We start from the raw sequence: 21,452 nt of genomic DNA, 5'->3' as shown, positions 1-21,452 counted from the left end.
GGGACGCCCGTCCTACGTTGGCGGGCATGCCCCTCCCCACGCCCGCCGGCGGGCTCCGCCGCAGCTCCCTCGCCCCTTCTCGCCGGCCCCACGCCGTCCGCCGCACGGCCCTGGCGGCCGCCGTCGCGCTCTCCGCCTCCGGACTCCTCGCGTGCGGCGGTGGCGGCGACGGGCCGTCGAGGATCGAGGTCTTCAAGGGCGCATACGACCGCCAGCGCAAGGAGCTCAACGTCGTCACCGCACGCATCGGCGTCGTCCTGAACACCGCCGACGGGAAGACCAACGCCCAGGTCGCCGCCGACGTGCGCGGCGTCGAGAAGCAGTTCCGCGCCGGCATCGACGAGCTGGCGGCGCTCGAGCCGCCCGAGGAGCTCGTGCCGGACTTCGACCGGCTGACGCGCATCGCCCGCGAGCTCGACGGCGACCTGGTGCGGATCGGCGACGCCGCGGCGAACGACGACCCGGAGGCTGCCCGCGACGCCGCGCTGGCGCTGTCGGCCCGGGCCCCGAAGCTGACCCCGCCCGCGACCCGGATCGCGAAGGCGCTGGGCCTGCCGCCGGCGGAGAACGGACCGGGCGCGCGGACCGACACCACAGCCACGGGAGCGGGGGCGGCGGGGACGGCCACGACCGGTGCAACGGCCGCACCGGCCCCATGATCGGGCGCCGCCCCCACATCCGGCGGGGCGACTGAGGACGCCGTCCGCCGCGGTCCGGCCGCCGCGGCCATGTGAGATCCCTCCATTGCATCCCGTTTATGGTCTTGTGGATCCAACCGCCGCCGGCTTCGCACCGGGCACAGCGCCGTCCCCGCAGGCGCGACGGAGTCCACCTATGTGCAGAAGCGCCGTATACCCGCTTTTGCGCCATGTTGAGCGCCTGCGCGCCATTGGACCCGCGGACAGTGGCGCGTCGGCGCTCCCCGCCTAGCGTTGCCGCCGTTCGTCCGGCGTCGGTCCCGCCGTGCGCCCCCGCGTCCGCGCGGCGGCCTCGGGGTCCGGCCGGCGATGCCCACGACCCTCACGGAGCGCCCCTTGTCACCCTCACGTCCTCGGAGGCGACGTCACGTCGCCCTCGCCCTCATCGTCTCCGGCCTCGCCGCCGGGACGGTCACCCCGGTGGCCTCGGCCGCACCGACCCTCGACCTCGAGACCCTGACCGCCCCGCAGGCGGAGCAGATGATGGAGGCGGGGACGCTGACCTCGGTCGAGCTGACCCAGGCCTACATCGACCGGATCACCGCGCTGAACAAGCGCGGCCCCGGCCTGAACGCCGTGACGCAGTTCAACAAGGACGCGATGCGCGAGGCCGCGGCGTCGGACGTCCGCCGCAAGGCCGGCGCGCTGCTCGGCCCGACCGACGGCCTGCCGATCCTCATGAAGGACCTCATCGACGTGAAGGGCATGTACACGTCGAACGGCAACTACTCGCTGCGCAACTCGTACCCGGAGAAGGACGCCGGGCTCGTCAAGCACCTGCGCGAACGCGGCGTGGTCATCCTCGGCAAGCTCGGGCTGTCGGAGTTCGCCAACTTCTTCGGCAGCCAGCACTCCGGCTTCTCCAACCTCACCGGCCAGGTCATCAACGCCGTCGACGCCGACCAGGGCCCGAGCGGCTCGTCGTCGGGCTCCGGCGCGGCCGGCGCGGCGGCGATGTCGGCGCTGACGATCGGCACCGAGACCTCGGGCTCGATCATCTCCCCGTCCGCGGCCAACGGACTCGTCGGCCTGCGCCCGACGGTCGGGCTCGTCCCCGGCGTCGGCATCGGCCCGATCTCGGCCGCCCAGGACACCGCAGGACCGATGGACCGGACCGTCGAGAACGCCGCGATGACGCTGCAGTCGATCGCCGGTTACGACGCGGAGAACGCGGACTACTACACCGGCATCTGGGGTCCCGGCGTCGACGACGAGGACGTCATCCCGCCGGTCCCCGCCGACGTCCCGGACTACCTCTCGGCGCTCGACCTGGACTTCGTCGACGGCAAGCGGGTCGGCTGGAACGGCACGCGGACCGAGGGCAGCACGCTGGACCTGGCGCTCGACGCCCTCGAGGACGCCGGAGCCATCCTGGTCGAGCGCGCGGCGAAGCCGCTCAGCGCCCCGATCCCGTCGGGCTTCAGCCTCAACTACGAGGCCAAGCGCGACATCACGCACTACTACCAGCACCTCGGCGCGAACGCCCCGATCAAGTCGCTCGCGGAGGAGATCGCGACGAACCAGGAGGAGGCCGCCCAGGCGCTGAAGTTCGGCAACAGCACCCACACCGCGTCGGAGGCCATCGACATCTCGGACGACTCGGCCGCGTCGGTGGCGTACCGCACCGGCCTCGTCGAGGGCAAGCGGCTCACGCACGAGCAGATCGAGTCGACGCTGGACAACGGGACCGACGACCCGAGCGACGACGTCATCGCGGTCGTGGGCAGCGTCGGCGGCAACGGGGCCCGCGCCGGCTACCCGCAGCTGACGATCCCGATGGGCTACAGCGACACGGCCCGCCGGGCCCTGAGCCTCAACATCCACGGCGACGCCTACTCGGAGCGCGACCTGATCGGCGTCGCCTTCGCCATCGAGCAGGGCACGCAGCTGCGCGAGCCGGTGTCCGAGGTCAACCCGAGCATGTACCGCTGCGCGAAGACCGTGCCGGCGCCTCCGTACGCCGACCGCGGCGCGTGCAACCCCGACTACGACGAGGCCATGGCCGCGGCCGGCGACGTCCCGGACCTGGGCTTCTCGCTCGAGACCGAGACGGCGCAGAGCCTCATGAACCGGCTGAACGCCAAGCGGATCTCGTCGGAGACGCTGACCCGCGCCTACCTCGCGCGGATCGCCCGCGTGAACGCCGAGGGCCCCGCCATCCAGGCCGTGCGCGCCCTGAACCCGGACGCGATCGCCGAGGCGAAGGCGTCCGACGAGGCTCGTGCGGGCGGTCAGCGCCGGCGCCTCGAGGGCCTGCCGATCCTCCTCTCGGACGTCATCGACGTCGACGGGATGACGACGACCGGCGGCTCCATCGCCCTGCAGGACTCGAAGGCCACGGACGACGCGGCGCTCGTCGCGAAGCTCAAGGCGGCCGGGGCGATCATCCTCGGCAAGACGAACGTCTCGGAGCTCGGCGGCGTCTTCGACGGCGACATGCCCGAGGGCTACTCGTCGCTCGGCGGCCAGGTGCTCCTGCCGGTCGACACGGACAACAACGTCGGCGGCTCGTCCGCGGGTGCGGCGGCGGCGACGTCCACGGGTCTGGCGGCGATGACCGTCGGCACGGAGACGTCGACGGACACGTCGCAGATGATCGCGCCGGCGGGCCTCGCCGGGGTGGTGGCACTCAAGCCGACGGTGGGTCGCGTCGGCCGCACGGGCATCCTGCCGACGGCGACGTCCCAGGACTCCCCCGGTCCGATCACGCAGTCGGTCTACGACGCGGCGATGCAGCTGCAGGCGATCGCCGGCACGGATCCCGGCGATCCGGCGACCACCGGCGCTCCGGCGGTCCCGAACTACCTCGCGGGCCTGACGCCGACGGCGCTCAGCGGCCGCAGGCTGGCGTACGTGGCGAGCACCACGGTCCCGTTCCCGGGCGTCCTGACGACGCTGCAGGGCCTCGGCGCGACCACGGACGCGAAGACGTTCACCGCGCCGAGCACGCCGAGCATCGCGCGCTCCGAGCTCAAGCGCGACCTGAACGCCTACCTGGCCGGGACCACCGGCACGGGCGCCAAGTCGCTCCAGGAGATCATCGACTACAACGACGACCACGAGGCCGAGGGCCTGAAGTTCCAGCAGGAGGAGCTGACCACGGCCCAGGCCGTCGACCTGACGGACCCGGCGACGAAGGCGACGTACGAGACCAACCGCGACGCCGGCAAGGCGGCCAGCGCCGCCGTGATCGACGGGATCCTGACCAACGGGACCCCGGCGACGACGGACGACTACGACGTGATCGTGGTGCCGAGCGGCAACGCGCTGGTCAACGTCGCCGACCGGGCCGGCTACCCGGTGCTGACGGTCCCCGCCGGCTACGGCACGGGCTCCTCGGGTGGCAACCCGCAGAGCGTCACGTTCATCGGGCCGGCCTACGGCGAGGCGCGGCTCCTGGCCGACGGCTACGCCTTCGAGCAGGCGACGAAGGTCCGCAAGGCCCCGAGCGTGACGAACCCGAGCATGTTCCGGTGCGTCACGGGCAGCACGTTCACCACGAACGAGAAGTGCAACCCCGGCGACCGGAACCTCGTGTTCGCGTTCGACCCGCTCGACCCCGACCCGGTCACGCCGACGACGCCGGCCGAGCCGACGACGCCGACGTTCCCGGCGACCCCGACGACGCCGGCACCCGCGCCGGCGCCGACGACGCCGGCGAAGCCCGCCCCGACGGTCGCGGTCTTCAAGCCGGTGATCTCGCACAACGCGGTGCGGGCGACCACGAGGCGCAAGGTCACGGTCCGCGTCCGCTGCGGGGTGACGAAGGGCTCGAAGCGGTGCAAGGGCACGATCGCGCTGCGCTCCGGGTCCACGACGCTCGCGTCCAGGACGTTCTCGATCACGGCGGGCAGGACCGTGTCGATCACGCTCTCGCTGTCGAAGACGGGCTACGCGCGGCTCGTGCGGCGCGGGAGCCTCTCCGCGACGGTGACGCTGAAGGCCCGCGACGCCAAGGGCACGCTGCGGACGTCGACCGCGAAGGTCGCGGTGCGGGCCCCGAAGAAGGGCTGAGGTCCCGACGGTCCCGGCGCGTGCGGGAGGCGCCTGACGGATGCCGGCGGCGCCCGGCCGACCTGCGGTGCGCGGGGCCCTTCGGGGCCCCGCGGTCGTTCCGGGGACGGGGTCCGTGGCGGGCCCCCGAGGTCCGGAGGGGCCGGTCCGCGGTCGATCCGGCGGGGCACGGAGTCGCCGGTCGATCCGCCGGACCCGGCGCCCTCGGGGTCAGGACCCCGCGGCCCGCCGGCGCATCGCCACGCCGGTGAGGGTCTCGCGCACGACGCGCTCGGCGACCAGCGCCGTGACGTCGCGGGAGCCGACGCGCTCGGGGAGGACCTCGACGACGTCCATGCCGACGAGGTCGACGCCGGCGGCGACGGTGCGGCAGGCCCAGAGGAGGTCGGCGGACGTCATCCCGCCGGGCTCGGGCGTGCCGGTGCCGGGCGCGAAGGCCGGGTCGAGCACGTCGACGTCGACGGAGAGGAAGACGGGACCGTCCCCCACGGCGGCCAGGGCGTCGGCGATCACGGCCCTGATGCCGCGGTCGCGGATCTCGTGCATGAACAGCGACGTGATGCCGCGCTCGCGCTGCCAGTCGAACTCCTCCTGGCCGGGCCAGTAGCCGCGCAGGCCGACCTGGACGTAGCGCGAGGCGTCGACGTGCCCGGACTCGACGAGGCGGTACATCGGGGTGCCGTGGGAGACCTCGACTCCGAAGACCTCCTTGCCCGTGTCCGTGTGCGTGTCGAAGTGGATCAGGCCGACGGGACCGTGCTTGGCGGCGCAGGCGCGGATGTCGGGCTCGGCGATCGAGTGGTCGCCGCCGAGGATCACCGGCAGCGCGCCGGCGGCCAGCACCTGGCCGACGGTGGCCTCGATCGCGGCGTGCGAGCGCGCCGGGTCGGCCGGCAGGATCGGCGCGTCGCCGAAGTCGACGACCTCGAGCTCGGCGAACGCGTCGACGCCGACCTCGAGGTGCGGGCCGGGCGGGCAGCTGGCCGCGCGGATCGCCCGCGGCCCGAAGCGCGCGCCCGGACGGTCCGACACGAGGTCGTCCGTCGGCGCGCCGACGATCGCCACGTCGACCCCGGCGAGCTCGGCCGGATCCTCCGTGTAGGGCATGCCGGAGAAGCTCAGGAGCCCCGCGTAGTCGGGCTTCTCGCCGTACTGGGCCCAGCGGGAGAGGGGGTCGATCATCGAGGCTCCTCGGTCGGATCGGGTGCGTGCCCGCGGGGCGGGACGCCGAGGACCGATCGTCGCAGCCGCCCCGGCCGCCGACGACGGTCAGCCTGTCGCGCGCTCGGGTCGTGCGACGGACGACCCGTTCGCGGCGGCGGGACGATGGGCGGGCGGCGGGCGGCGGGTGACGGGCGGGCGGCGGGCGATGAGTTCCGTACCCAGGAGGTACCGAAGCCGATGCGCGGCTGCCAGGCCCATCAGCGCCGGCCGGCGGTCGTCGTCGACTTCGGTACCCAGGAGGTACCGAACTCGATGGGCGGCTGCCAGGCCAACCAGCGCCGGTCGGCGGTCGGCGACTTCGGTACCCAGGAGGTACCGAACTCGATGCGCGGTCACCCCGGCCGGCCATCCCGGTCGGCGGTCGTCGACTTCCGTACCCAGGAGGTACCGAACTCGATGCGCGGTCACCCCGGCCGGCCATCCCGGTCGGCGGTCGTCGACTTCCGTACCCAGCGGGTACCGAACCCGATGCGACGTCGCCCGACGGGCTCACGGAGCTCCGTCGCGACCCGGTCAGGCTGCGACGGTCCCCGCGGACCGGCTCAGCCCTGCGGCAGGGCGATCGTCGAGCGCAGCCCGAGGTCGCCGAGCTGCTTCGTGTCGACCGGCGCCGGTGCGCCCGTGAGCGGGTCGCCGCCCGAGGAGGTCTTCGGGAAGGCGATGACGTCGCGCAGCGAGTCGCGGCCGGCGCACAGGGCGGCCAGCCGGTCGACGCCGAAGGCGATGCCGCCGTGGGGTGGGGCGCCGGACTTCAGGGCGTCGAGCAGGAACCCGAACTGCTCGTCGGCCTCCTCGGCGGAGAACCCGAGCAGGTCGAGGATCGCGCGCTGCTGGTCGGGACGGTTGACGCGGATCGAGCCGCCGCCGACCTCCCAGCCGTTGACGACGAGGTCGTAGGCGCGGGAGTGCAGGTCGCCCGGCGTGGTCTCGTCGTTGTTGAACGTGCCGCCCGGGGCGAGGTCCGCGGCCGAGACCGGGGCGCCGCCGGGCGCGCACGGCTGCGTGAACGGGTGGTGCACGGCGTCCCAGCGGCCGCCGCCGAGGTTCGTGCCGTCGCCGGCGGTGCCCTCGAACATCGGGAAGTCGACGATCCAGACGACGTCGTTGCGGTCCTCGCGCAAGGCGAAGCGATCGGCGAGCTCCAGGCGCAGGACGCCGAGCACGTTCGCGGCGACGGGGGCCTGGTCGGCGACGATCAGCAGCAGGTCGCCGGGCGACGCGGAGAGCGTCGTCTTGATCGCCTCGATCTCCTCGGGCGTGAGGAACTTCGCGATCGGCGAGCGCCACGAGCCGTCGGGCTCGACGAAGCCCCAGACGAGGCCGCCGGCGCCGGCCTTCTTCGCGATGTCGGTTAGCTCGTCGAGCTGCTTGCGCGGGACGGTCAGGCCGCCGGCGTTGATGCCGCGGACGACGCCGCCCGAGGCGAGGGTGCCGGCGAAGACCTTGAACTCGGTCGTCGACAGCGCCTCGGAGAGCTCCTGGATCTCGAGGCCGAAGCGCCGGTCGGGGCGGTCGTTGCCGTAGCGCAGGACGGCCTCGTCGTAGGGCATGCGCTCCCACGCGGGCTCGGGCAGGTCGAGCCCGCCGGCGACGAACGCGCGGGACATCACGCGCTCGAAGATCGCGATGACGTCGTCCTCGTCGACGAAGGAGAGCTCGGCGTCCAGCTGGGTGAACTCCGGCTGGCGGTCCGCGCGCAGGTCCTCGTCGCGGAAGCAGCGGACCACCTGGTAGTAGCGGTCCAGGCCGGCGACCATGAACAGCTGCTTGAAGAGCTGCGGGGACTGCGGCAGCGCGTAGAACGAGCCGGCCTGCAGGCGCGAGGGGACGAGGAAGTCGCGGGCGCCCTCCGGCGTCGAGCGCGTCAGGTACGGGGTCTCGATGTCGAGGAAGCCCTCGTCCTCCATCGCGTCGCGGATCGCGCGGACGATGCGCGAGCGCAGCAGCAGCGCGTCGCGGGTGCGCTCGCGGCGGAGGTCGATCACGCGGTGCTGCAGGCGCAGCAGCTCGTCGACCGGGCCGTCCTCGTCCACCGGGAACGGCGGCGTCTCGGCCTCGGCCAGGACGTCAAGCGACGACGCGCGCAGCTCGACGGCGCCCGTCGCCATCTTCGGGTTGACGTGCTCGTGGCCGCGGCGGGTGAGCTCGCCGGCGACGGAGATCACGTGCTCGGAGCGCAGGCGCTCGGCCGCGGCGAAGATCTCGGGGCCGCAGGTGTCGGGATCGAAGACGACCTGCAGCAGGCCGGAGCGGTCGCGCAGGTCGACGAAGATCAGCCCGCCGTGGTCGCGACGGCGGTGGACCCACCCGGCGACGCGGGGCTCCTGGCCGACGGTGTCCTCGTCGAGCAGGCCGGCCCAGGTCGACCGGTAGCGGTTGGCGTGAACGGGAGCGGCACCGACGGTGTCGCGGACCAGGGCGGCGATGCGCTCGTTCTTCGTGCCGGCAGACGATTCGGTCGACGCGGCGGGCTCCGGTGCAGGCATGACGCCCGAGGGTACCGGCGGGCGTCGCGACGGGTCGTTCAGCCAGGGCGCCGCCGGCCGTCCCGCGCCCGCTCGTGACGTCGTTCGTCGGCGGGGTCCTCGAAATCGACGGGGGCCCCAAGAGTCCGAGGAGTTCGTCCGCCTTCCGGAGGCGACGGATCCTGGCGGCGCCCTCGAACGCTTCGACCACGACGTCGTCGCCGGGCGCGATGCCGAGGCGATCGCGGATCGCCTTCGGGACGACGATCTGACCCTCCGGTCCGACCCGGCTCGTCATGTCCGCAGCATGCCCCACGGTTTCTGACCTCACGTGAGCGACTCGGGCGTCCCCCAGACGACCGTGAGCAGCTGTCCGCTGTGGGGGCCGCACGGTGCTCCGGTGTCGAACCGCAGCGCCCGGCGGCCGTCGGAGAGGAGGTCCGCCCACCCCCGGTGCATCATCGAACGGGAGCGCCGCAGGAGAACCCGGTCGTCGAGCCTGATCGTCACCGTGAACAGGTCGTCGTCGATCGAGAGACGCCCTTGCCGTTGTCGCGCTCTCCAGGTCACCGAGACGGGGGACGACGACGGCGAGGCGGCGATGTGGGCGAGCAGCGAGATCGCATCCTCCGCATCGAGGGAACGCGGCCTCGCGGTCCAGGACCTCGCGGCCGGGGGTGCGTCCCTGTGCCCCAGGACCTCGTCGCCGATCATGACGACGCCCCACCCGAAGTCGAGGTCGAGCCAGAAGTAGTCGGCGCCGTCCAACGTTTCGAGCCACCCGCCCGCGAGGTCGCTCCATTCGGCCGCGAACTGCTCGGTGCCGTCAACGCTGACGATCAGGCGATCCGGGTCGCCCGAACGCACCGGTTCGACGGCGACCCGACCGAACGACTCCCGTGGCGAGGCGTCGTGCTCCCGGACCAGCACCGGATTCTGGCTACGCGTCGCGGCCACCGCCAGCAGGGCGCGCCAGCCTTCCTCGCGGTCGATCGCGCGGTCCACATGGTGCGGGAGCCGGTACTTCGGCTCGCTGCGTGGGGACCGTAGCGGGTCGCATCGACGCCCCGCCATCCCCTCCTAGACCCGCGCGGCCGCCAGTGCGTCCGCGACCGTCAGCCCGCTCGCCCTGCCGCCGGGAGCCCGGTCGACCCTGATGCCTTCGTCGTCCACGACGATGATCGTACGCGCTCCGGAACGCTCCGCGCGACGGATCTGGCCCTTCAGGCCCCGCCCCGGCGCCTGGTCCAGGCGGACGGCCAGGCCCTCGCGGGCGGCGGCGTCGGCGAGGTCGAACGCCGCGCGGCGGTGGCCCTCGGTCCAGGCGACGTAGAGGTCGGCGGCGTTCAGGCCCTCCGGCTCGGCGTCGTGGCCGGGCTCCGGGTGGTCCGGATCGTCCGGGTGACCGGCGGCCTGGGCCAGCAGGATCCGCTCGATGCCGGCGCCCCAGCCGAAGCCGGGCGTCGCCGGTCCGCCGATCAGCTCGGCGAGGCCGTCGTAGCGGCCGCCGCCGCCGACGCCGGACTGGGCGCCCAGCGCGTCGGAGGTGAACTCGAAGAGCGTGCGCGAGTAGTAGTCCAGGCCGCGGACGAGGGTCGGGTCGACCTCGTAGGTCACCCCGGCGCCGTCGAGCAGCGCGCGGACCTCGTGGAAGTGCTCGGTGTCCTCGGCGGGCAGGTGGTCGAGCAGCAGCGGCGCGCCCTGCATGACCTCCGTGGTCCCCGGGTGGTCGGAGTCGAAGGCGCGCAGCGGGTTGAGGTCGATGCGCTCGCGGACCTCGTCCGACAGGCGGTCCTCGTGCTCGCGGAGGTAGGCGACGAGCGTCTCGCGGTAGCCCGCGCGGCCGGCGGGGGTGCCGAGCGACCCGAGCCGCAGCCGCAGGCCGGGGACGCCGAGGTCCTGGAGGATGCGGTGCAGCAGGACGATGCCTTCGGCGTCGACCGACGGATCGTCGGAGCCGAGCGACTCGATGCCGAGCTGCCAGAACTGCCGCTGGCGGCCCTTCTGGGCGCGCTCGTAGCGGAAGAACGGGCCCCAGTACCAGAGCTTCACCGGCTGCGGCAGCTTGTGCATGCCGTGCTCGAGGTACGCCCGGACGACGCCGGCGGTGCCCTCGGGACGCAGCGTCAGCGAGCGGTCGCCGCGGTCCTCGAAGGTGTACATCTCCTTCTGCACGACGTCGGTCGACCCGCCGACGCCGCGAGCGAAGAGGTCGGTGTCCTCGAAGATCGGGGTCTCGATGCGGCGGTAGCCGGCGCCTTCGAGCACCAGGGTCGCGACATCCTCGATCCGCCGACGGCGGGCGGTCTCGTCCGGCAGGACGTCGTGGGTGCCGCGCGGCGCGACGAGCTTCTGCGCCTTGCCGCCGCCCTTCCCGCGGGGCTTGGCGCTGCCGCCCTTCGCGGCGGCCGTCGACGTGCCCGGATCGTCGTTCGGAGCCGCCATCAGGCGCCGTTCTGCAGCATGTCGAGGATGAACGGGTTGGTCCGCCGCTCCTGGCCGAGCGTCGTCGGGCCCATGTGGCCCGGGCAGACGGTCGTGGCGTCGTCGAACCGCTCCAGCAGCGTCGCGATCGAGCGCATCAGCGTCGCGTGGTCGGCGCCCGGCAGGTCGGTGCGGCCGATCGAGCCCTGGAAGAGGACGTCGCCCGAGAACAGCGCGCCCTCGTCCGGCAGCGCGTAGGTGACGTGGTCCGGGCTGTGGCCGGGCGTCGAGACGACCTGGAAGTCGAAGCCGGCGAGCGAGACCACGTCGCCGCCCTTCACGGGATGCTCGGCGTCGTAGCCGCGGAACGGGCCGAAGCCCTCCCAGCGCATCACCGCGTTGGGGTCGTGCAGCGTCTCGAGCTCGCCCTCGGGGCACCAGACCTCGGCACCCGTGGCGTCGTGCAGGTCCGCGACCGCGCCGATGTGGTCGAAGTGCGTGTGCGTGATGAGGATCCCGACGAGCGTCAGGCCGTGCTCCTCGATCGCGGCGAGCAGCTTCGGGGCGTCGTCGCCGGGATCGACGATGACGGCCTCGGTGCCGCCCTTCCGGCTGACCAGGAAGCAGTTCTCCTGGATCATCCCGACGGTGTACATGCGGACGTCCATGGGGGTCCTTCCCTTCGCGGGCGGGTTCGGGCGGCTCAGCGCTTGGGCTTCGCGGCGGCGGCCGCGTTCTGCGCCAGGCGGCGGCGGTACATCCAGCGGTCGAAGTAGAAGCCGAACGGCGTGTAGACGCCGAGCAGCAGCACCGTCGTGACGAGCACGCCGGCGGGGCTCCCCTTCAGCACCGCGAGCATCACGACGGCGAAGATGCCGGCCGCGAACAGCGCGCGGATGAACGCGGAGCGCCACGAGGGCTCGCGCAGCCGTGGATCGGCGTTGCGGCCGCCGCGCGACGTCGACCCACCGCCACCGGACCGCGCGTGCGTGACGCCGCGGACCTCGATCATCCCGGCCGCGTTGCCGCGGTGCTTCGTCTTGCGCTTGGTCTTGCGGGCCATCTGAACGGTCCAGGGTATACGTGCGGGGCCCGCCACCCGGAGCCGGTCGCCGCGGATCGCCCGTCGAGCGCCCACCGCGCCCGGCACCGGCCGACCGGCGGAGCGGCTCGCGTATGTTGGATCGGATGTCGCGATCGCGCCTGGGCCTCGTCCTGACCGGAGGGACGATCGGCTCGACCAACCCGGGCGACGCCGACGTGGTCAAGCTCGTGCGGGGCCCCAACGCCGGCGGGATGCCCGGCTGGCTGGGCGGTCCGCTGGCCTCCTTCGGGGCCCACCAGCTGTCGATCGAGCGCCCGGTGGAGCTGCACTCCGAGGAGGCGCGACCCGGCGACTGGGAGGCGATCGCGGCGTCGTGCCGCAAGCTCGCCTCCCGCGGCGTCGACGCGATCTGCGTCCTGCACGGGTCCGACACGATGGCCTACCTCGCCGCGGCGCTGTCCTTCGCGCTCGCCGACCTCGGCATGCCGATCGTCCTGACCGGCAGCAACCTGCCGCCGGACCATCCCGAGAGCGACGCGCCGAACAACGTCCGCGCCGCGCTGATCGCCCTGCGGACCCTGCCGGCCGGGGTCTACCTGGTGTTCGCCGGGGACGCGGACGGCGACGCGTTCGTCCACCTCGGGACCCGCGTGCGCAAGGAGCGGGCGTCGGGCCGGGCGTTCGTCTCGCCCAACGGCGGTCCGGTCGCGGTCGTCGAGCACGGCCGGCTGCGGCGGCTGGTGCCGTGGCCGCTCCCCCAGCCGCTGGGGACCGCCCCCGTCGCCGGACCGTCGGGTCCGGCCGGCGCGGTCGACGGGACCGTGCCGGTCAACGGGCGGGCCGCGACGCGCGCCGGCGCCGCGATCGGCGTGACGGAGCATCCGACCGTCGCCCGCTTCGATCCGCGGGTCCTGGAGCTGCGCGTCCATCCCGGCCTGCCGGTCGCCGCGCTCGAGATGGCGGTCGACGGCGGCGGGCTCCAGGGCCTCGTCGTCGAGCTCTACCCGTGCGCCACCGGTCCGACGGGCGACGACGACGCGTCCCTGTCGCGGCTGGCCGAGCACGTGACCGCCCGCGGGGGCGTCGTCGCCGGCACCGTCGCCGCCGCTCCGGACGCCGCGGGCTCGTACTACCCGTCGCTGCCGACCCTGACGGCGTCGGGGATCGGCTTCCTGCCCGGCGTCCTGACCTCGACCGCAACGGTCAAGCTCATGTGGGCGCTGGCGGTCACGGGCGGTGACCCGGCGCGCACCCGGGCGCTGATGCGGCGCACGGTCGCGGGTGAGGTCGCGCTGGTCGGCCGGCCGGCGCCGCGGCGCGGGGCGCTCAACCGCAGCTGAGTAGGCCGTCCCACCTGCGAGGGGGACGTCTCCCCCCTGGGTCAGGTCCTCCCGCAGAACCGTGTCGGCCGTCACGGTGCGGGGTACGCGCCGCGGGTCCCCCAGAAGGAGGCCTCCGTGCCCGAATCCCTGGAAGCACCGCGTCCCGTCGACGCGTCCGACCACCCCGACGACCAGTCGTCGCGCCGGAGCCTGCTGCGCGGGCTCGGCCTCGGCGGCGCGGGCGCGCTCGCCGTCGTGCTGTCGGCCTGCGGCGACGACGACACGACCGACACCTCGGACGCCACCACGTCCGCGTCCCCTGAGGACCTGCCGAACAAGGCGGCCACGAAGGAGAACGCGGCGATCCCCGGCAAGGGCGACCTGCAGATCGTCAACTACGCGCTGACGCTCGAGTACCTGGAGGCGGACTTCTACGCGCAGGTGATCGCCTCCGGCGTGATCAAGGACCGGAAGATCGCCGACCTCGCCAAGGAGTTCGGCGAGCAGGAGCAGGAGCACGTCGAGGCGCTGCTGAAGACCGCGAAGTCGCTCGGCAAGCCCGCGGGCAAGCCGAAGACGAACTTCGAGAGCGTGCTCGGCGCCGGCCCCGACAAGATCCTCCAGACCGCCGCCACGGTCGAGAACCTCGGCGCCGCCGCCTACCTCGGCCAGGCGCCGCGGATCAAGGACGAGGAGATCCTCGCCGCCGCGCTCTCGATCCACACCGTCGAGGCCCGCCACGCCGCCGCGCTGAACCAGGCCGCCGGGCTGCCGCTCGTCGGCGACGGCGGACTGTCCGGATCGCTCCCCGACGGGGCCTTCGCCACGCCGCTGAGCATGAAACAGGTCCTCAAGCGCATCCAGCCCTTCCTCGCCTAGGCCGACCGGAGCCATCGCCATGACCCGCACCACCACGCCCGACGAGACCTCCGCCGAGCTCGCCGCCATCGGCGTCGAGGGCCACTCGCGCAGCACCTTCCTGCTGCGCTCGGCCCTGCTCGCCGGCGGCGTCTACGGCGCCGCCGCCGTCTCCCCCGCCGTCCGCACCGCGTTCGCCCAGAGCAGCGACGCCGCGAGCGAGGGCAACGAGAAGACGGACATCATCGTCCTGAACTTCGCGCTCGTCCTCGAGTACCTCGAGTCCACCTACTACGAGCGCGGCCTGAAGGAGGTCCAGGGCCTCAGCGACGACGTCAAGAAGCTCGTCACGCAGATCCAGAAGGACGAGGACGCCCACGTCGACGCGCTGATCCAGACGGTCGAGCAGCTCGGCGGGACGAAGGCGCAGCGCCCGAAGTTCGACTTCTCCGCGTCCTACGCCAGCCAGGACACGTTCCTGAAGACTGCCAACACGCTGGAGGACACCGGCGTCAGCGCCTACAACGGCGCCGCGCCGCTGCTGAGCGTCACCGAGGTCAAGGCCGCGGCCGGCTCGATCGTCCAGGTCGAGGGCCGCCACGCGGCGCTCATCCGGCTGCTGCGCGAGAAGGACCCGTCCCCGCAGGCGTTCGACGTGGCGTCGAAGCAGGCCGACGTCCTGACGGCGATCAAGCCGTTCATCGTGCAGGGCTGAGCGGGACGCACTCGAGGCGGATCGTCGGCCGCGGCCGACGGTGGCCTGCGGCCGGCCGCCGGGGCGGCGCCGCCGGTCAGCCGGCGGCGATCGCGTCCTCGATCGTCCGCCGGTGGCGGACGAGGAGCTGCTCGGGGAAGTCGTCGAACGCCGCGGCCGGGGGCAGGCCGACGACCTCGCAGGCCGCGATCGGCGCGTGCCGGGCGATCGCGCGGACGAGCGTGGCGAGCGGCACCGCCCGGTGGTCCTCGACGTTGCAGGAGACCTGGGCGACGACCGCGCCGCCGGCCGCGAGGCCCTCGGCGTGCTCGAGTCCCAGGCCGATCGCACGGACGCCCGGCAGGCCGTCGGCGCCGCCCTCGCGCACCGCGGCCGCGATCGCGCGGGCGTGCTCGACCGTGGCCGGCGGCGCGAGCTCGACGTTGAAGGCGAGCAGCGGCGGCCGGGCGGCGACGAGGACCGCGCCGGCCGTCGGGTGCGGCACGGCGGGCCCGAAGTCCGCCCGCAGCTCGCCCGACGCCATCCGCTCCGCCAGTGCCGCGACGCCGCCGCGGCGGACGTCCGCGCGCGTCCGCCCGTCGCCGAGCTCGCCGTAGAGGAACACCGGCAGCCCGAGCCGGCCGAGCGCGTCGCCCGCGGCGAGGGCCTCGAGGATCGCCGCGCCGCGCCGGTGCTCGTCGAGGAAGACGACCGGGCAGACGTCGAGCGCGCCGACGTGCGGGTGGATGCCGCGCGGGCTGCGCAGGTCGATCCGGCGGATCGCCTCCTCGGCGCCGGCGGCCAGCGCGTCGGCGAGCGTGCCTGGGGCGCCGGCGAGGGTGTGGACCGTGCGGTGGTGGTCCGGGTCGGTGTGGACGTCCAGGACGCGCGCGGCGCCCGAGCCGGCGTAGGCCCGCCCGATCGCCTCGATCGCCGCGGGGTCCCGCCCCTCGCTGACGTTCGGGACCGCGACGAGCGTCCGCCCGGCGGGGGCGGCGGTGGGCGGCGTCGGGTCGGGGGCTCCGGGCATTGCGGCGGACGCTAGCTCACGTCGCGCCGGGCTACGGCCTAAGGTCCGGCGCATGTCCGCGCCCGTCCCCGGGGCCGACCGTCCGCCGCTGCCCGGCGACGACGGCCGTCGCCAGCTCTCGGCCCGCGCGGTCCCGTACTGGCGGGCGCTGCTGGCGATGTACCTGGTCCCGGCGGCGCTGGTCGCGACGGTCGCGCTGGCCGTCATCGACCTCCCCAGCTGGATCCAGACCGCCGGAGTCCTCGCGGCGTGGCTCGCGGCGGCGGCCGTGATCGCCGTCGTCCCCCGCGTCCGGCGGCGGATCTGGTGGTACGCGATCGGCGAGGAGGAGGTCGACCTGCACGAGGGCCTCGTGATCGTCACCCGCACCGTCGTGCCGATGGTCCGCGTCCAGCACGTCGACCTGCACCGCGGTCCCCTGTCCACGCGGATGGGCCTCGCTGAGATCGAGCTCCACACCGCCGCGGGCTCGGTGACGATCCCGGCGCTGGACCGCGACGAGGCCGAGCGGATCCGCCGCCAGGTCTCCGTCCTCGCCCGGGTGCCGGATGACCTCTGAGGGCGAGGGGCCGCCGTCCGACGACGGCGCCGCCGACCTCAGACCGGAGGACGAGCGCCGCCTGCACCCCGCCTGGGTCCTGACCCGGACCGTCGCCGTCCTGCGCGGCCTCGTCCCCGCGCTCATCGGACTCGCCGTCGGCCTCCGCGAATGGGCCCTGCCCGCCGGCGTGGTCCTCGTCGTGCTCGTGATCCTGCTGCGGATCGCCGAGTGGCGGGTGACGAAGTACGCCGTCGTCGACGGCGGTCTGCGGCTGCGCTCGGGCATCCTCGCCCGCCGCGAGCGCGTCGTCCCCGCGTCGCGGATCTCGGCGCTCGACACCAGCCGCGGCCTGGTCCAGCGGGCGTTTGGCCTCGTGTCGCTCGAGGTCCAGACCGCCGGCGGCGGCAAGCACGCGGAGCTGAAGCTCGACGCCCTCACGTACGAGGAGGCCGAGCGGCTGCGGGCGGCGCTCGGGCACGCGGCGCGGACCGCCACCGCCCCCGAGCCGCAGGCCCCGACGCAGCCCCGCCCGGCGTTCGCCCCGCCGGCTCCCGGCCCGCCCCCGGTCTACGCCGCGACCGGCCGTCAGCTCGTGATCGCCGCTCTCACGGGCCCGCAGCTCGGCCTCGTCGGCGTCCTCGTCGCGTCCCTCTTCTCGCAGCTCGGCGACGCCGTGCCCGACAGCGTCACCGACCGCGTCGGCGACGAGCTCTCCGGCGCCGACGCGATGACGATCGTCGTGCTCGTGGTCGTCGGGATCCTGTTCGCCGCGGCCGTCTCCGTCGTCGGCACCGTGCTGGCGTTCGCCGAGTTCACGGTGGTCCGCGACGAGCGGCGCCTGCGCGTCCGCCGCGGCCTGATCACCGAGCGCACCGGCACGATCCCGCTGGACCGCATCCACGGCGTCCGGATCGTCGAGGGCCTCCTGCGGCGGCCGCTCGGCTACGCGACCGTGCAGGTCGAGGTCGCCGGCTACCGCGGGGACGACGAGATCACGCGGACGCTCGTCCCGCTCGTCCACCGCCGCGACCTGCCGGCGCTGCTCGAGCGGATGCTGCCCGAGGTCCCCTGGCCCGCCGGCCCGCTGACGCCTCCCCCGCCCCGCGCCCGCCGGCGCTACTGGACGATCCCGGTGCTGCTGTCCGTCGTCCCGACCGTCGCCGCGGCGGTCGCCCTGCCCGGCGCGTGGAGCCTCGCGGCGATCCTCATCCCGCCCCTGGGGCTCGCCCTCGGCGACGCCCGCTTCCGCGGCGCCGGCTGGTCGCTGGGCCCCGAGACGCTGGCCGTCCGCCACCAGCTCCTCGCCCGGACGACCCTGCTGTCGCTGGCCCGCCGCGCGCAGCACGTGGACGTCCGCGACCAGCCCTTCCAACGGCGCGCGGACCTGGCCACGTTCGACGTCGTCCTGGCCACCGGACGCCACGGCGCGGTCCGGCACCTGGACGCCGGCGTGGCCGACCTCCTCCAGCGCACCGTGGCCTCCAGGACGTCCCGGAACCCGTCACCCGTCGTCCGTCGCAAAGGCTCGCTAGACTCCGCGGCCCCGCCGGAGTAGCTCAGTCGGTTAGAGCAGCGGAATCATAATCCGCGTGTCGGGGGTTCAAGTCCCTCCTCCGGCATCCCGAAAGGCCCGCACAGCGGGCCTTTCGCCGTTCTGCAGGACGTCCGTCACCGCTGGTGGCGGCGCTCCCCCGGCGCTACGGTCGCGCGATGTTGCGGCTCCGAACACGCCGAACCGGCACCGACGGGCTCGTCCGCGAGGTCGAGTCGGCCCTCGGGCACTGTGCCGCCGTGAGCAGCCTGCGGGAGCGGCCTGACGATCCGGATGCGCTCGACGGCGTCGTCTCCGCCCTGCGGGAGCAGGCCGACCTGCTCGGCGGCTCGATCGACGACGCCGACGTGGCCGACGCGGCGACGATCGACGGTCTCGTGACCCGGATCGTCGACCGCAAGCTCGCGCTGCAGGAGCTCGACCCGCGGGCCGTGCGCCGGCGGTCCCTGGCCGAGCTCGCGCACGTCGGCCTCGCCCCCGTGCCCGAGCGGGTGCCGACGGTGCTCGACGCCTACGCCGGGCGGCGCCGCACCGCCGAGGACGCGGTCGACCGCGTCCGGGCGCTGATGGGCGTCCTCCACGCCGTGCACGGCGCCAAGGTGCTCGACGTCGCCACGTCGCTGAAGCAGCGCGGGCTCGGCCCGTGGCTGACCCCGGGCGAGCGGCAGTTCCTCACGCTGCTGATTCAGCACCCCGAGCGGGAGGCCGAGATCCAGTCGCACCGGATCAGCATCGCCCGGCGCGTCGAGGGCCTGCACGCGCTCGGCTGGGCGCTCGGGCTGCTCCCCGACCTGCTGCCGACCGGGTTCAGCCGCGTGCCGCCGGAGGTCTTCGCGCCCGTGGGCCCCGCCGCGGCCGCCGGGGCGCCGACGGAGCTCGCGCTCCGGGACCAGGGCGAGCTGCTCGCCCGCCTCGACGTCCTCACCTGCGCGCACCGGGCGGTGCAGGAACACGAGGTCGGGGGCTCCACCGGTCCCCTGCCCCGCGACGTCGTCCCGCGCGCGATCGCCGAGCGGCGCCGCGCGCTGGAGTGGCTGCTCGGCACGGAGTCGTGGGACGAGATCGAGATCGACACCGACGGCCGGGTCCGGGTCGTCGGGTCGCGCTGACCGCACTGGGCCGCGGTCCCGCGCCCCCTCGCCGCCACCACCAGGCCCGATGCCGTCCGCCCGACGGCGCCCGCCGGCCCCCTCACCCCCAGGCGGCGAGCCGCTCGAGCCCCGCCTCCAGCGTCGCCGTGTCCGTCGCGTAGGACAGGCGCACCCACTGCGCGCCGTCGACGGCGTCGAAGTCCGTCCCCGGCGTGAGGGCCACGCCGGTGTCCGCCAGCAGCCGCGCGCACCAGGCGACCGCGTCCGCGTCGCCCGACGCCCGGATCCGCTCGGTGATGTCGGCGTAGAGGTAGAAGGCGCCGTCGGCCGGCGCGGTCGCGCCCCAGCCCAGCGCCGGCAGCCGGCCCAGCAGGAGCGCGCGGTGGTCGCGGTAGCGGGCGGCCGCGGCGTCGCACTCGGCGTACGAGCCGGCGGTGAACGCCTGCAGCGCCGCGTGCTGGGCCAGCGTCGGCGGGCAGAGCGCCAGGTTGCCGGCGAGCGCGTCGACCGGGCCCGTCAGGTCCTCGGGCAGGAGCGCCCAGCCGAGCCGCCAGCCGGTCATGCCCCAGTACTTCGAGAACGACGAGACGATCACCGACGACGACCCGTGCTCCCAGGCGCAGTGCTGGTCGCGGGTGCCGGCCACGATCCCGTGGTAGATCTCGTCGCTGATCAGGCGGGTGTCGTGCGCGTCGCACCAGGCGTGCAGGGCGGAGAGCTCGGCGTCGTCCACCATCGTGCCCGTCGGGTTCGCGGGCGACGCCAGCACCAGGCCGGCGAGGGGCCCGTGCTCGCGGACCGCCTCGTCCAGGCGCTCGGGAGTGGGCTGGTAGCGCTCGGCCGCGCCGCAGGGCAGCTCGACGACCTCGCAGCCGAGCGCCGTGAGGATGTTGCGGTAGGCGGGATACCCCGGGCGGGCCAGCGCGACGCGGTCGCCGGGCTCGAACGCCGCGAGGAACGCGAGGACGAACGCGCCGGAGGACCCGGTCGTGATCGCGACCCGCGCCGGATCGACGTCCAGCCCGTACCAGCGGCCGTAGTGGTCGGCGACCGCCCGCCGCAGGGACGGCAGCCCCAGCGATCCGGTGTAGCCGAGCGGGACGTCCTGCGCGAGCAGCTCCGCGGCGCGCTCCCGGACGTCGGTCGGGGCGCCCCCGCCGGGCTCGCCGGCGCAGAGCGAGAACACCTCGGCGCCGGTGTCGCGGCGACGCTGGACGGCGTCCAGGATCTCCATCACCGCGAACGGCGGGACGGCGGAGCGGGTGGAGGCGCGCACGACCCCATGGTGGCGGACGGCGGAGCTCGGGCGCGGTCCGCGGTCCCGACCGGGTCCCGAACGTGCGCGCCTGCCCCGAAAACGCGTCCGTACGCCTGTCTGCGCGGTACGCTCCCGGACCGTGGCCCCCCTTCCGCAAGCGCGATCATCCCCGCCAGCGCACGGCGCCACGTTCCTCGACGCGCTCCAGGAGGAGCAGCGCCGCGAGCTGCGGCGACGCGCGACGCCCCGGCGCTTCCCCCGCGGTGGCGCGCTGGCCCACACCGGCCAGGTCGGCGACCGCGTCTTCGTGATCGTCTCCGGCCACGTGAAGCTCACGCGCGTGACCCCCGAGGGCCGCGACGTGATGCTCGCGCTCCGCGGCCCGGGCGACCTGGTCGGCGAGCAGTCCGCCATCGACGGCGAGGTCCGCTCGGCCACCATCACGGCGCTCGACGCCGTGGAGGCCCTGGCGATCACCCCCGCGGACTTCCTCACCTACGTCACGACCGTGCCGGACGCCGCGCTCTACGTGATGCGGACCCTGGCGGAGCGCCTGCGCGACGCCGACGGCAAGCGGGTCGAGCACGCCGCCCACGACGTCGTCGGCGCCGGCGCGGTCCTGGCCCAGACCATGCCGAAGGTCTACGAGGCATCGGCCTCGGTGCTCGTGCAATCCGTCGACCAGGACACCAACGCGCAGGGCGGCCGGACCAAGGGCGCGGTGAACCTGGACACCGAGGCGCAGCTGGTCGGCTCCGGCGCGGTCGCCGCCAAGGCGGCCGCGCTGATGCGGTCCGACGTGTCCCCGATCGAGCTGGCCCGCTCGGTGTCGGTGCAGGTGCCGGCGAACACCACGGTCCTGGTGATCACCTTCAAGGCGGAGACGCCCGCGGGTGCCCAGGCCGGGTCGCACGCGTTCGCCGAGGCATACCTGCGCAACCGGGAGGAGACCGCTCGGGCCCAGTTGGACAAGCAGATCCAGTCGCTGAACCTCAAGGTGAAGCAGCTGACCACGACGCTCACCGGGATCAACGCGAAGCTGGCCGGGGCCCGCAAGGGCAGCTCCACCGAGAGCAACCTGCTCAGCCTGCGGAACAACTCGCAGAACCAGCTGAACTCGCTGACCGGCCGGCTCAACGAGCTGACCACCACGATGGTCGGCGGCGGCAGCATCATCAGCGACTCCCGCCTGCCGGAGGAGCCGACCAGCCCGAACACGCTGCTCAACGTCGGCAC

Annotated in this window: 17 protein-coding genes, 1 tRNA gene and 1 pseudogene; 10 read left to right on the top strand and 9 right to left on the bottom strand. The window is 74.3% G+C overall.

Translation table 11 applies throughout. The annotated features are described in order from the left end of the window. The first annotated feature begins 26 nt into the window (after positions 1-26). Together AB0L40_RS14115 and AB0L40_RS14110 are read left to right on the top strand one after the other, a co-directional pair. Entirely contained in the window at positions 27-659 is a 633-nt protein-coding gene (locus tag AB0L40_RS14115) for a hypothetical protein (protein ID WP_364355302.1), read from the top strand. Positions 660-1,118: 459 nt separating this feature from the next. Next, the gene (locus AB0L40_RS14110) at positions 1,119-4,712 is read left to right on the top strand and encodes an amidase family protein (protein WP_364355299.1); all 3,594 of its coding nucleotides are present in this window, start codon (positions 1,119-1,121) and stop codon (positions 4,710-4,712) included. A gap of 210 nt (positions 4,713-4,922) precedes the next feature. Here the strand turns inward: AB0L40_RS14110 and speB are convergent, their stop codons facing one another. The 7 genes and pseudogenes from speB to AB0L40_RS14075 all read right to left on the bottom strand — a co-directional run bounded on the left by speB (position 4,923) and on the right by AB0L40_RS14075 (position 11,888). Further along, on the bottom strand, positions 4,923-5,894 hold the full coding sequence (gene speB / locus AB0L40_RS14105) for an agmatinase (protein WP_364355296.1): 972 nt from the start codon (positions 5,892-5,894) through the stop codon (positions 4,923-4,925). A gap of 584 nt (positions 5,895-6,478) precedes the next feature. Next, positions 6,479-8,422 (bottom strand): aspartate--tRNA ligase, encoded by a 1,944-nt coding sequence (gene aspS / locus AB0L40_RS14100; RefSeq protein ID WP_364355293.1) that lies wholly within the window; start codon positions 8,420-8,422, stop codon positions 6,479-6,481. A 202-nt stretch (positions 8,423-8,624) separates the two neighbouring features. Beyond that, positions 8,625-8,699, bottom strand: a pseudogene (locus AB0L40_RS14095) (AbrB/MazE/SpoVT family DNA-binding domain-containing protein); the annotation flags it as partial. Between the two features lie 29 nt (positions 8,700-8,728). Continuing rightward, on the bottom strand, positions 8,729-9,406 hold the full coding sequence (locus AB0L40_RS14090; RefSeq protein WP_364355290.1) for a hypothetical protein: 678 nt from the start codon (positions 9,404-9,406) through the stop codon (positions 8,729-8,731). Positions 9,407-9,481: 75 nt separating this feature from the next. Further along, complete coding sequence (hisS, locus tag AB0L40_RS14085; RefSeq protein WP_364355287.1) at positions 9,482-10,846, bottom strand: histidine--tRNA ligase; 1,365 nt, start codon at positions 10,844-10,846, stop codon at positions 9,482-9,484. After that, the gene (locus AB0L40_RS14080) at positions 10,846-11,493 is read right to left on the bottom strand and encodes an MBL fold metallo-hydrolase (protein WP_364355284.1); all 648 of its coding nucleotides are present in this window, start codon (positions 11,491-11,493) and stop codon (positions 10,846-10,848) included. Before AB0L40_RS14080 ends, hisS begins: the two co-directional genes overlap by 1 nt. Positions 11,494-11,528: 35 nt before the next feature. After that, complete coding sequence (locus AB0L40_RS14075; RefSeq protein WP_364355281.1) at positions 11,529-11,888, bottom strand: hypothetical protein; 360 nt, start codon at positions 11,886-11,888, stop codon at positions 11,529-11,531. Positions 11,889-12,013: 125 nt separating this feature from the next. Here AB0L40_RS14075 and AB0L40_RS14070 point away from each other — a divergent pair, with 125 nt between their 5' ends. From AB0L40_RS14070 to AB0L40_RS14060, 3 genes are all read left to right on the top strand, one after another. After that, positions 12,014-13,210 (top strand): asparaginase, encoded by a 1,197-nt coding sequence (locus AB0L40_RS14070; protein WP_364355278.1) that lies wholly within the window; start codon positions 12,014-12,016, stop codon positions 13,208-13,210. A 117-nt stretch (positions 13,211-13,327) separates the two neighbouring features. Further along, a complete protein-coding gene (locus AB0L40_RS14065) occupies positions 13,328-14,071 on the top strand; it encodes a ferritin-like domain-containing protein (RefSeq protein WP_364355275.1) in 744 nt (247 codons plus the stop codon). A 19-nt stretch (positions 14,072-14,090) separates the two neighbouring features. Next, complete coding sequence (locus AB0L40_RS14060) at positions 14,091-14,765, top strand: ferritin-like domain-containing protein (protein ID WP_364355272.1); 675 nt, start codon at positions 14,091-14,093, stop codon at positions 14,763-14,765. Positions 14,766-14,841: 76 nt separating this feature from the next. Here AB0L40_RS14060 and AB0L40_RS14055 read toward each other — a convergent pair whose 3' ends face one another. Further along, positions 14,842-15,774, bottom strand: coding sequence for a hypothetical protein (locus tag AB0L40_RS14055; protein ID WP_364355270.1), 933 nt, complete (start codon positions 15,772-15,774; stop codon positions 14,842-14,844). 52 nt (positions 15,775-15,826) lie between these two features. Between AB0L40_RS14055 and AB0L40_RS14050 the strand changes: the two genes are divergently transcribed. The 4 genes from AB0L40_RS14050 to AB0L40_RS14035 all read left to right on the top strand — a co-directional run bounded on the left by AB0L40_RS14050 (position 15,827) and on the right by AB0L40_RS14035 (position 18,976). Continuing rightward, positions 15,827-16,333, top strand: coding sequence for a PH domain-containing protein (locus AB0L40_RS14050; protein ID WP_364355267.1), 507 nt, complete (start codon positions 15,827-15,829; stop codon positions 16,331-16,333). Further along, a complete protein-coding gene (locus AB0L40_RS14045) occupies positions 16,323-17,870 on the top strand; it encodes a PH domain-containing protein (protein WP_364355264.1) in 1,548 nt (515 codons plus the stop codon). The genes AB0L40_RS14050 and AB0L40_RS14045 overlap by 11 nt, the downstream gene beginning before the upstream one ends. Beyond that, a tRNA-Met gene (locus AB0L40_RS14040) sits at positions 17,861-17,934 on the top strand. Before AB0L40_RS14045 ends, AB0L40_RS14040 begins: the two co-directional genes overlap by 10 nt. 172 nt (positions 17,935-18,106) lie before the next feature. Beyond that, entirely contained in the window at positions 18,107-18,976 is an 870-nt protein-coding gene (locus AB0L40_RS14035) for a DUF4272 domain-containing protein (protein ID WP_364355261.1), read from the top strand. Between the two features lie 82 nt (positions 18,977-19,058). On the opposite strand, the gene AB0L40_RS14030 is transcribed toward AB0L40_RS14035, so the two are convergent. Continuing rightward, positions 19,059-20,234: an aminotransferase class I/II-fold pyridoxal phosphate-dependent enzyme gene (locus AB0L40_RS14030; protein ID WP_364355258.1), complete on the bottom strand. Its 1,176-nt coding sequence runs from the start codon at positions 20,232-20,234 to the stop codon at positions 19,059-19,061. A gap of 121 nt (positions 20,235-20,355) precedes the next feature. Here AB0L40_RS14030 and AB0L40_RS14025 point away from each other — a divergent pair. Then, positions 20,356-21,452: cyclic nucleotide-binding domain-containing protein (locus AB0L40_RS14025; protein ID WP_364355255.1), on the top strand; the 1,097-nt coding region annotated here is incomplete at its 3' end.

This window comes from Patulibacter sp. NPDC049589 (genome assembly GCF_040675535.1).
Lineage (GTDB): Bacteria > Actinomycetota > Thermoleophilia > Solirubrobacterales > Solirubrobacteraceae > Patulibacter.
The sequence above is the reverse complement of the archived record's forward strand: the minus strand, read 5'-3'. Positions and strand labels throughout refer to the sequence as shown.

Bases quoted from the DNA above. Each gene is read 5' to 3' on its own strand.
- AB0L40_RS14060 (WP_364355272.1), top strand. From the start codon at position 14,091: ATGACCCGCACCACCACGCCCGACGAGACCTCCGCCGAGCTCGCCGCC.
- AB0L40_RS14050 (WP_364355267.1), top strand. From the start codon at position 15,827: ATGTCCGCGCCCGTCCCCGGGGCCGACCGTCCGCCGCTGCCCGGCGAC.
- speB (WP_364355296.1), bottom strand. From the start codon at position 5,894: ATGATCGACCCCCTCTCCCGCTGGGCCCAGTACGGCGAGAAGCCCGAC.
- AB0L40_RS14080 (WP_364355284.1), bottom strand. From the start codon at position 11,493: ATGGACGTCCGCATGTACACCGTCGGGATGATCCAGGAGAACTGCTTC.
- hisS (WP_364355287.1), bottom strand. From the start codon at position 10,846: ATGGCGGCTCCGAACGACGATCCGGGCACGTCGACGGCCGCCGCGAAG.
- aspS (WP_364355293.1), bottom strand. From the start codon at position 8,422: ATGCCTGCACCGGAGCCCGCCGCGTCGACCGAATCGTCTGCCGGCACG.
- AB0L40_RS14055 (WP_364355270.1), bottom strand. From the start codon at position 15,774: ATGCCCGGAGCCCCCGACCCGACGCCGCCCACCGCCGCCCCCGCCGGG.
- AB0L40_RS14070 (WP_364355278.1), top strand. From the start codon at position 12,014: ATGTCGCGATCGCGCCTGGGCCTCGTCCTGACCGGAGGGACGATCGGC.
- AB0L40_RS14045 (WP_364355264.1), top strand. From the start codon at position 16,323: ATGACCTCTGAGGGCGAGGGGCCGCCGTCCGACGACGGCGCCGCCGAC.
- AB0L40_RS14115 (WP_364355302.1), top strand. From the start codon at position 27: ATGCCCCTCCCCACGCCCGCCGGCGGGCTCCGCCGCAGCTCCCTCGCC.
- AB0L40_RS14075 (WP_364355281.1), bottom strand. From the start codon at position 11,888: ATGGCCCGCAAGACCAAGCGCAAGACGAAGCACCGCGGCAACGCGGCC.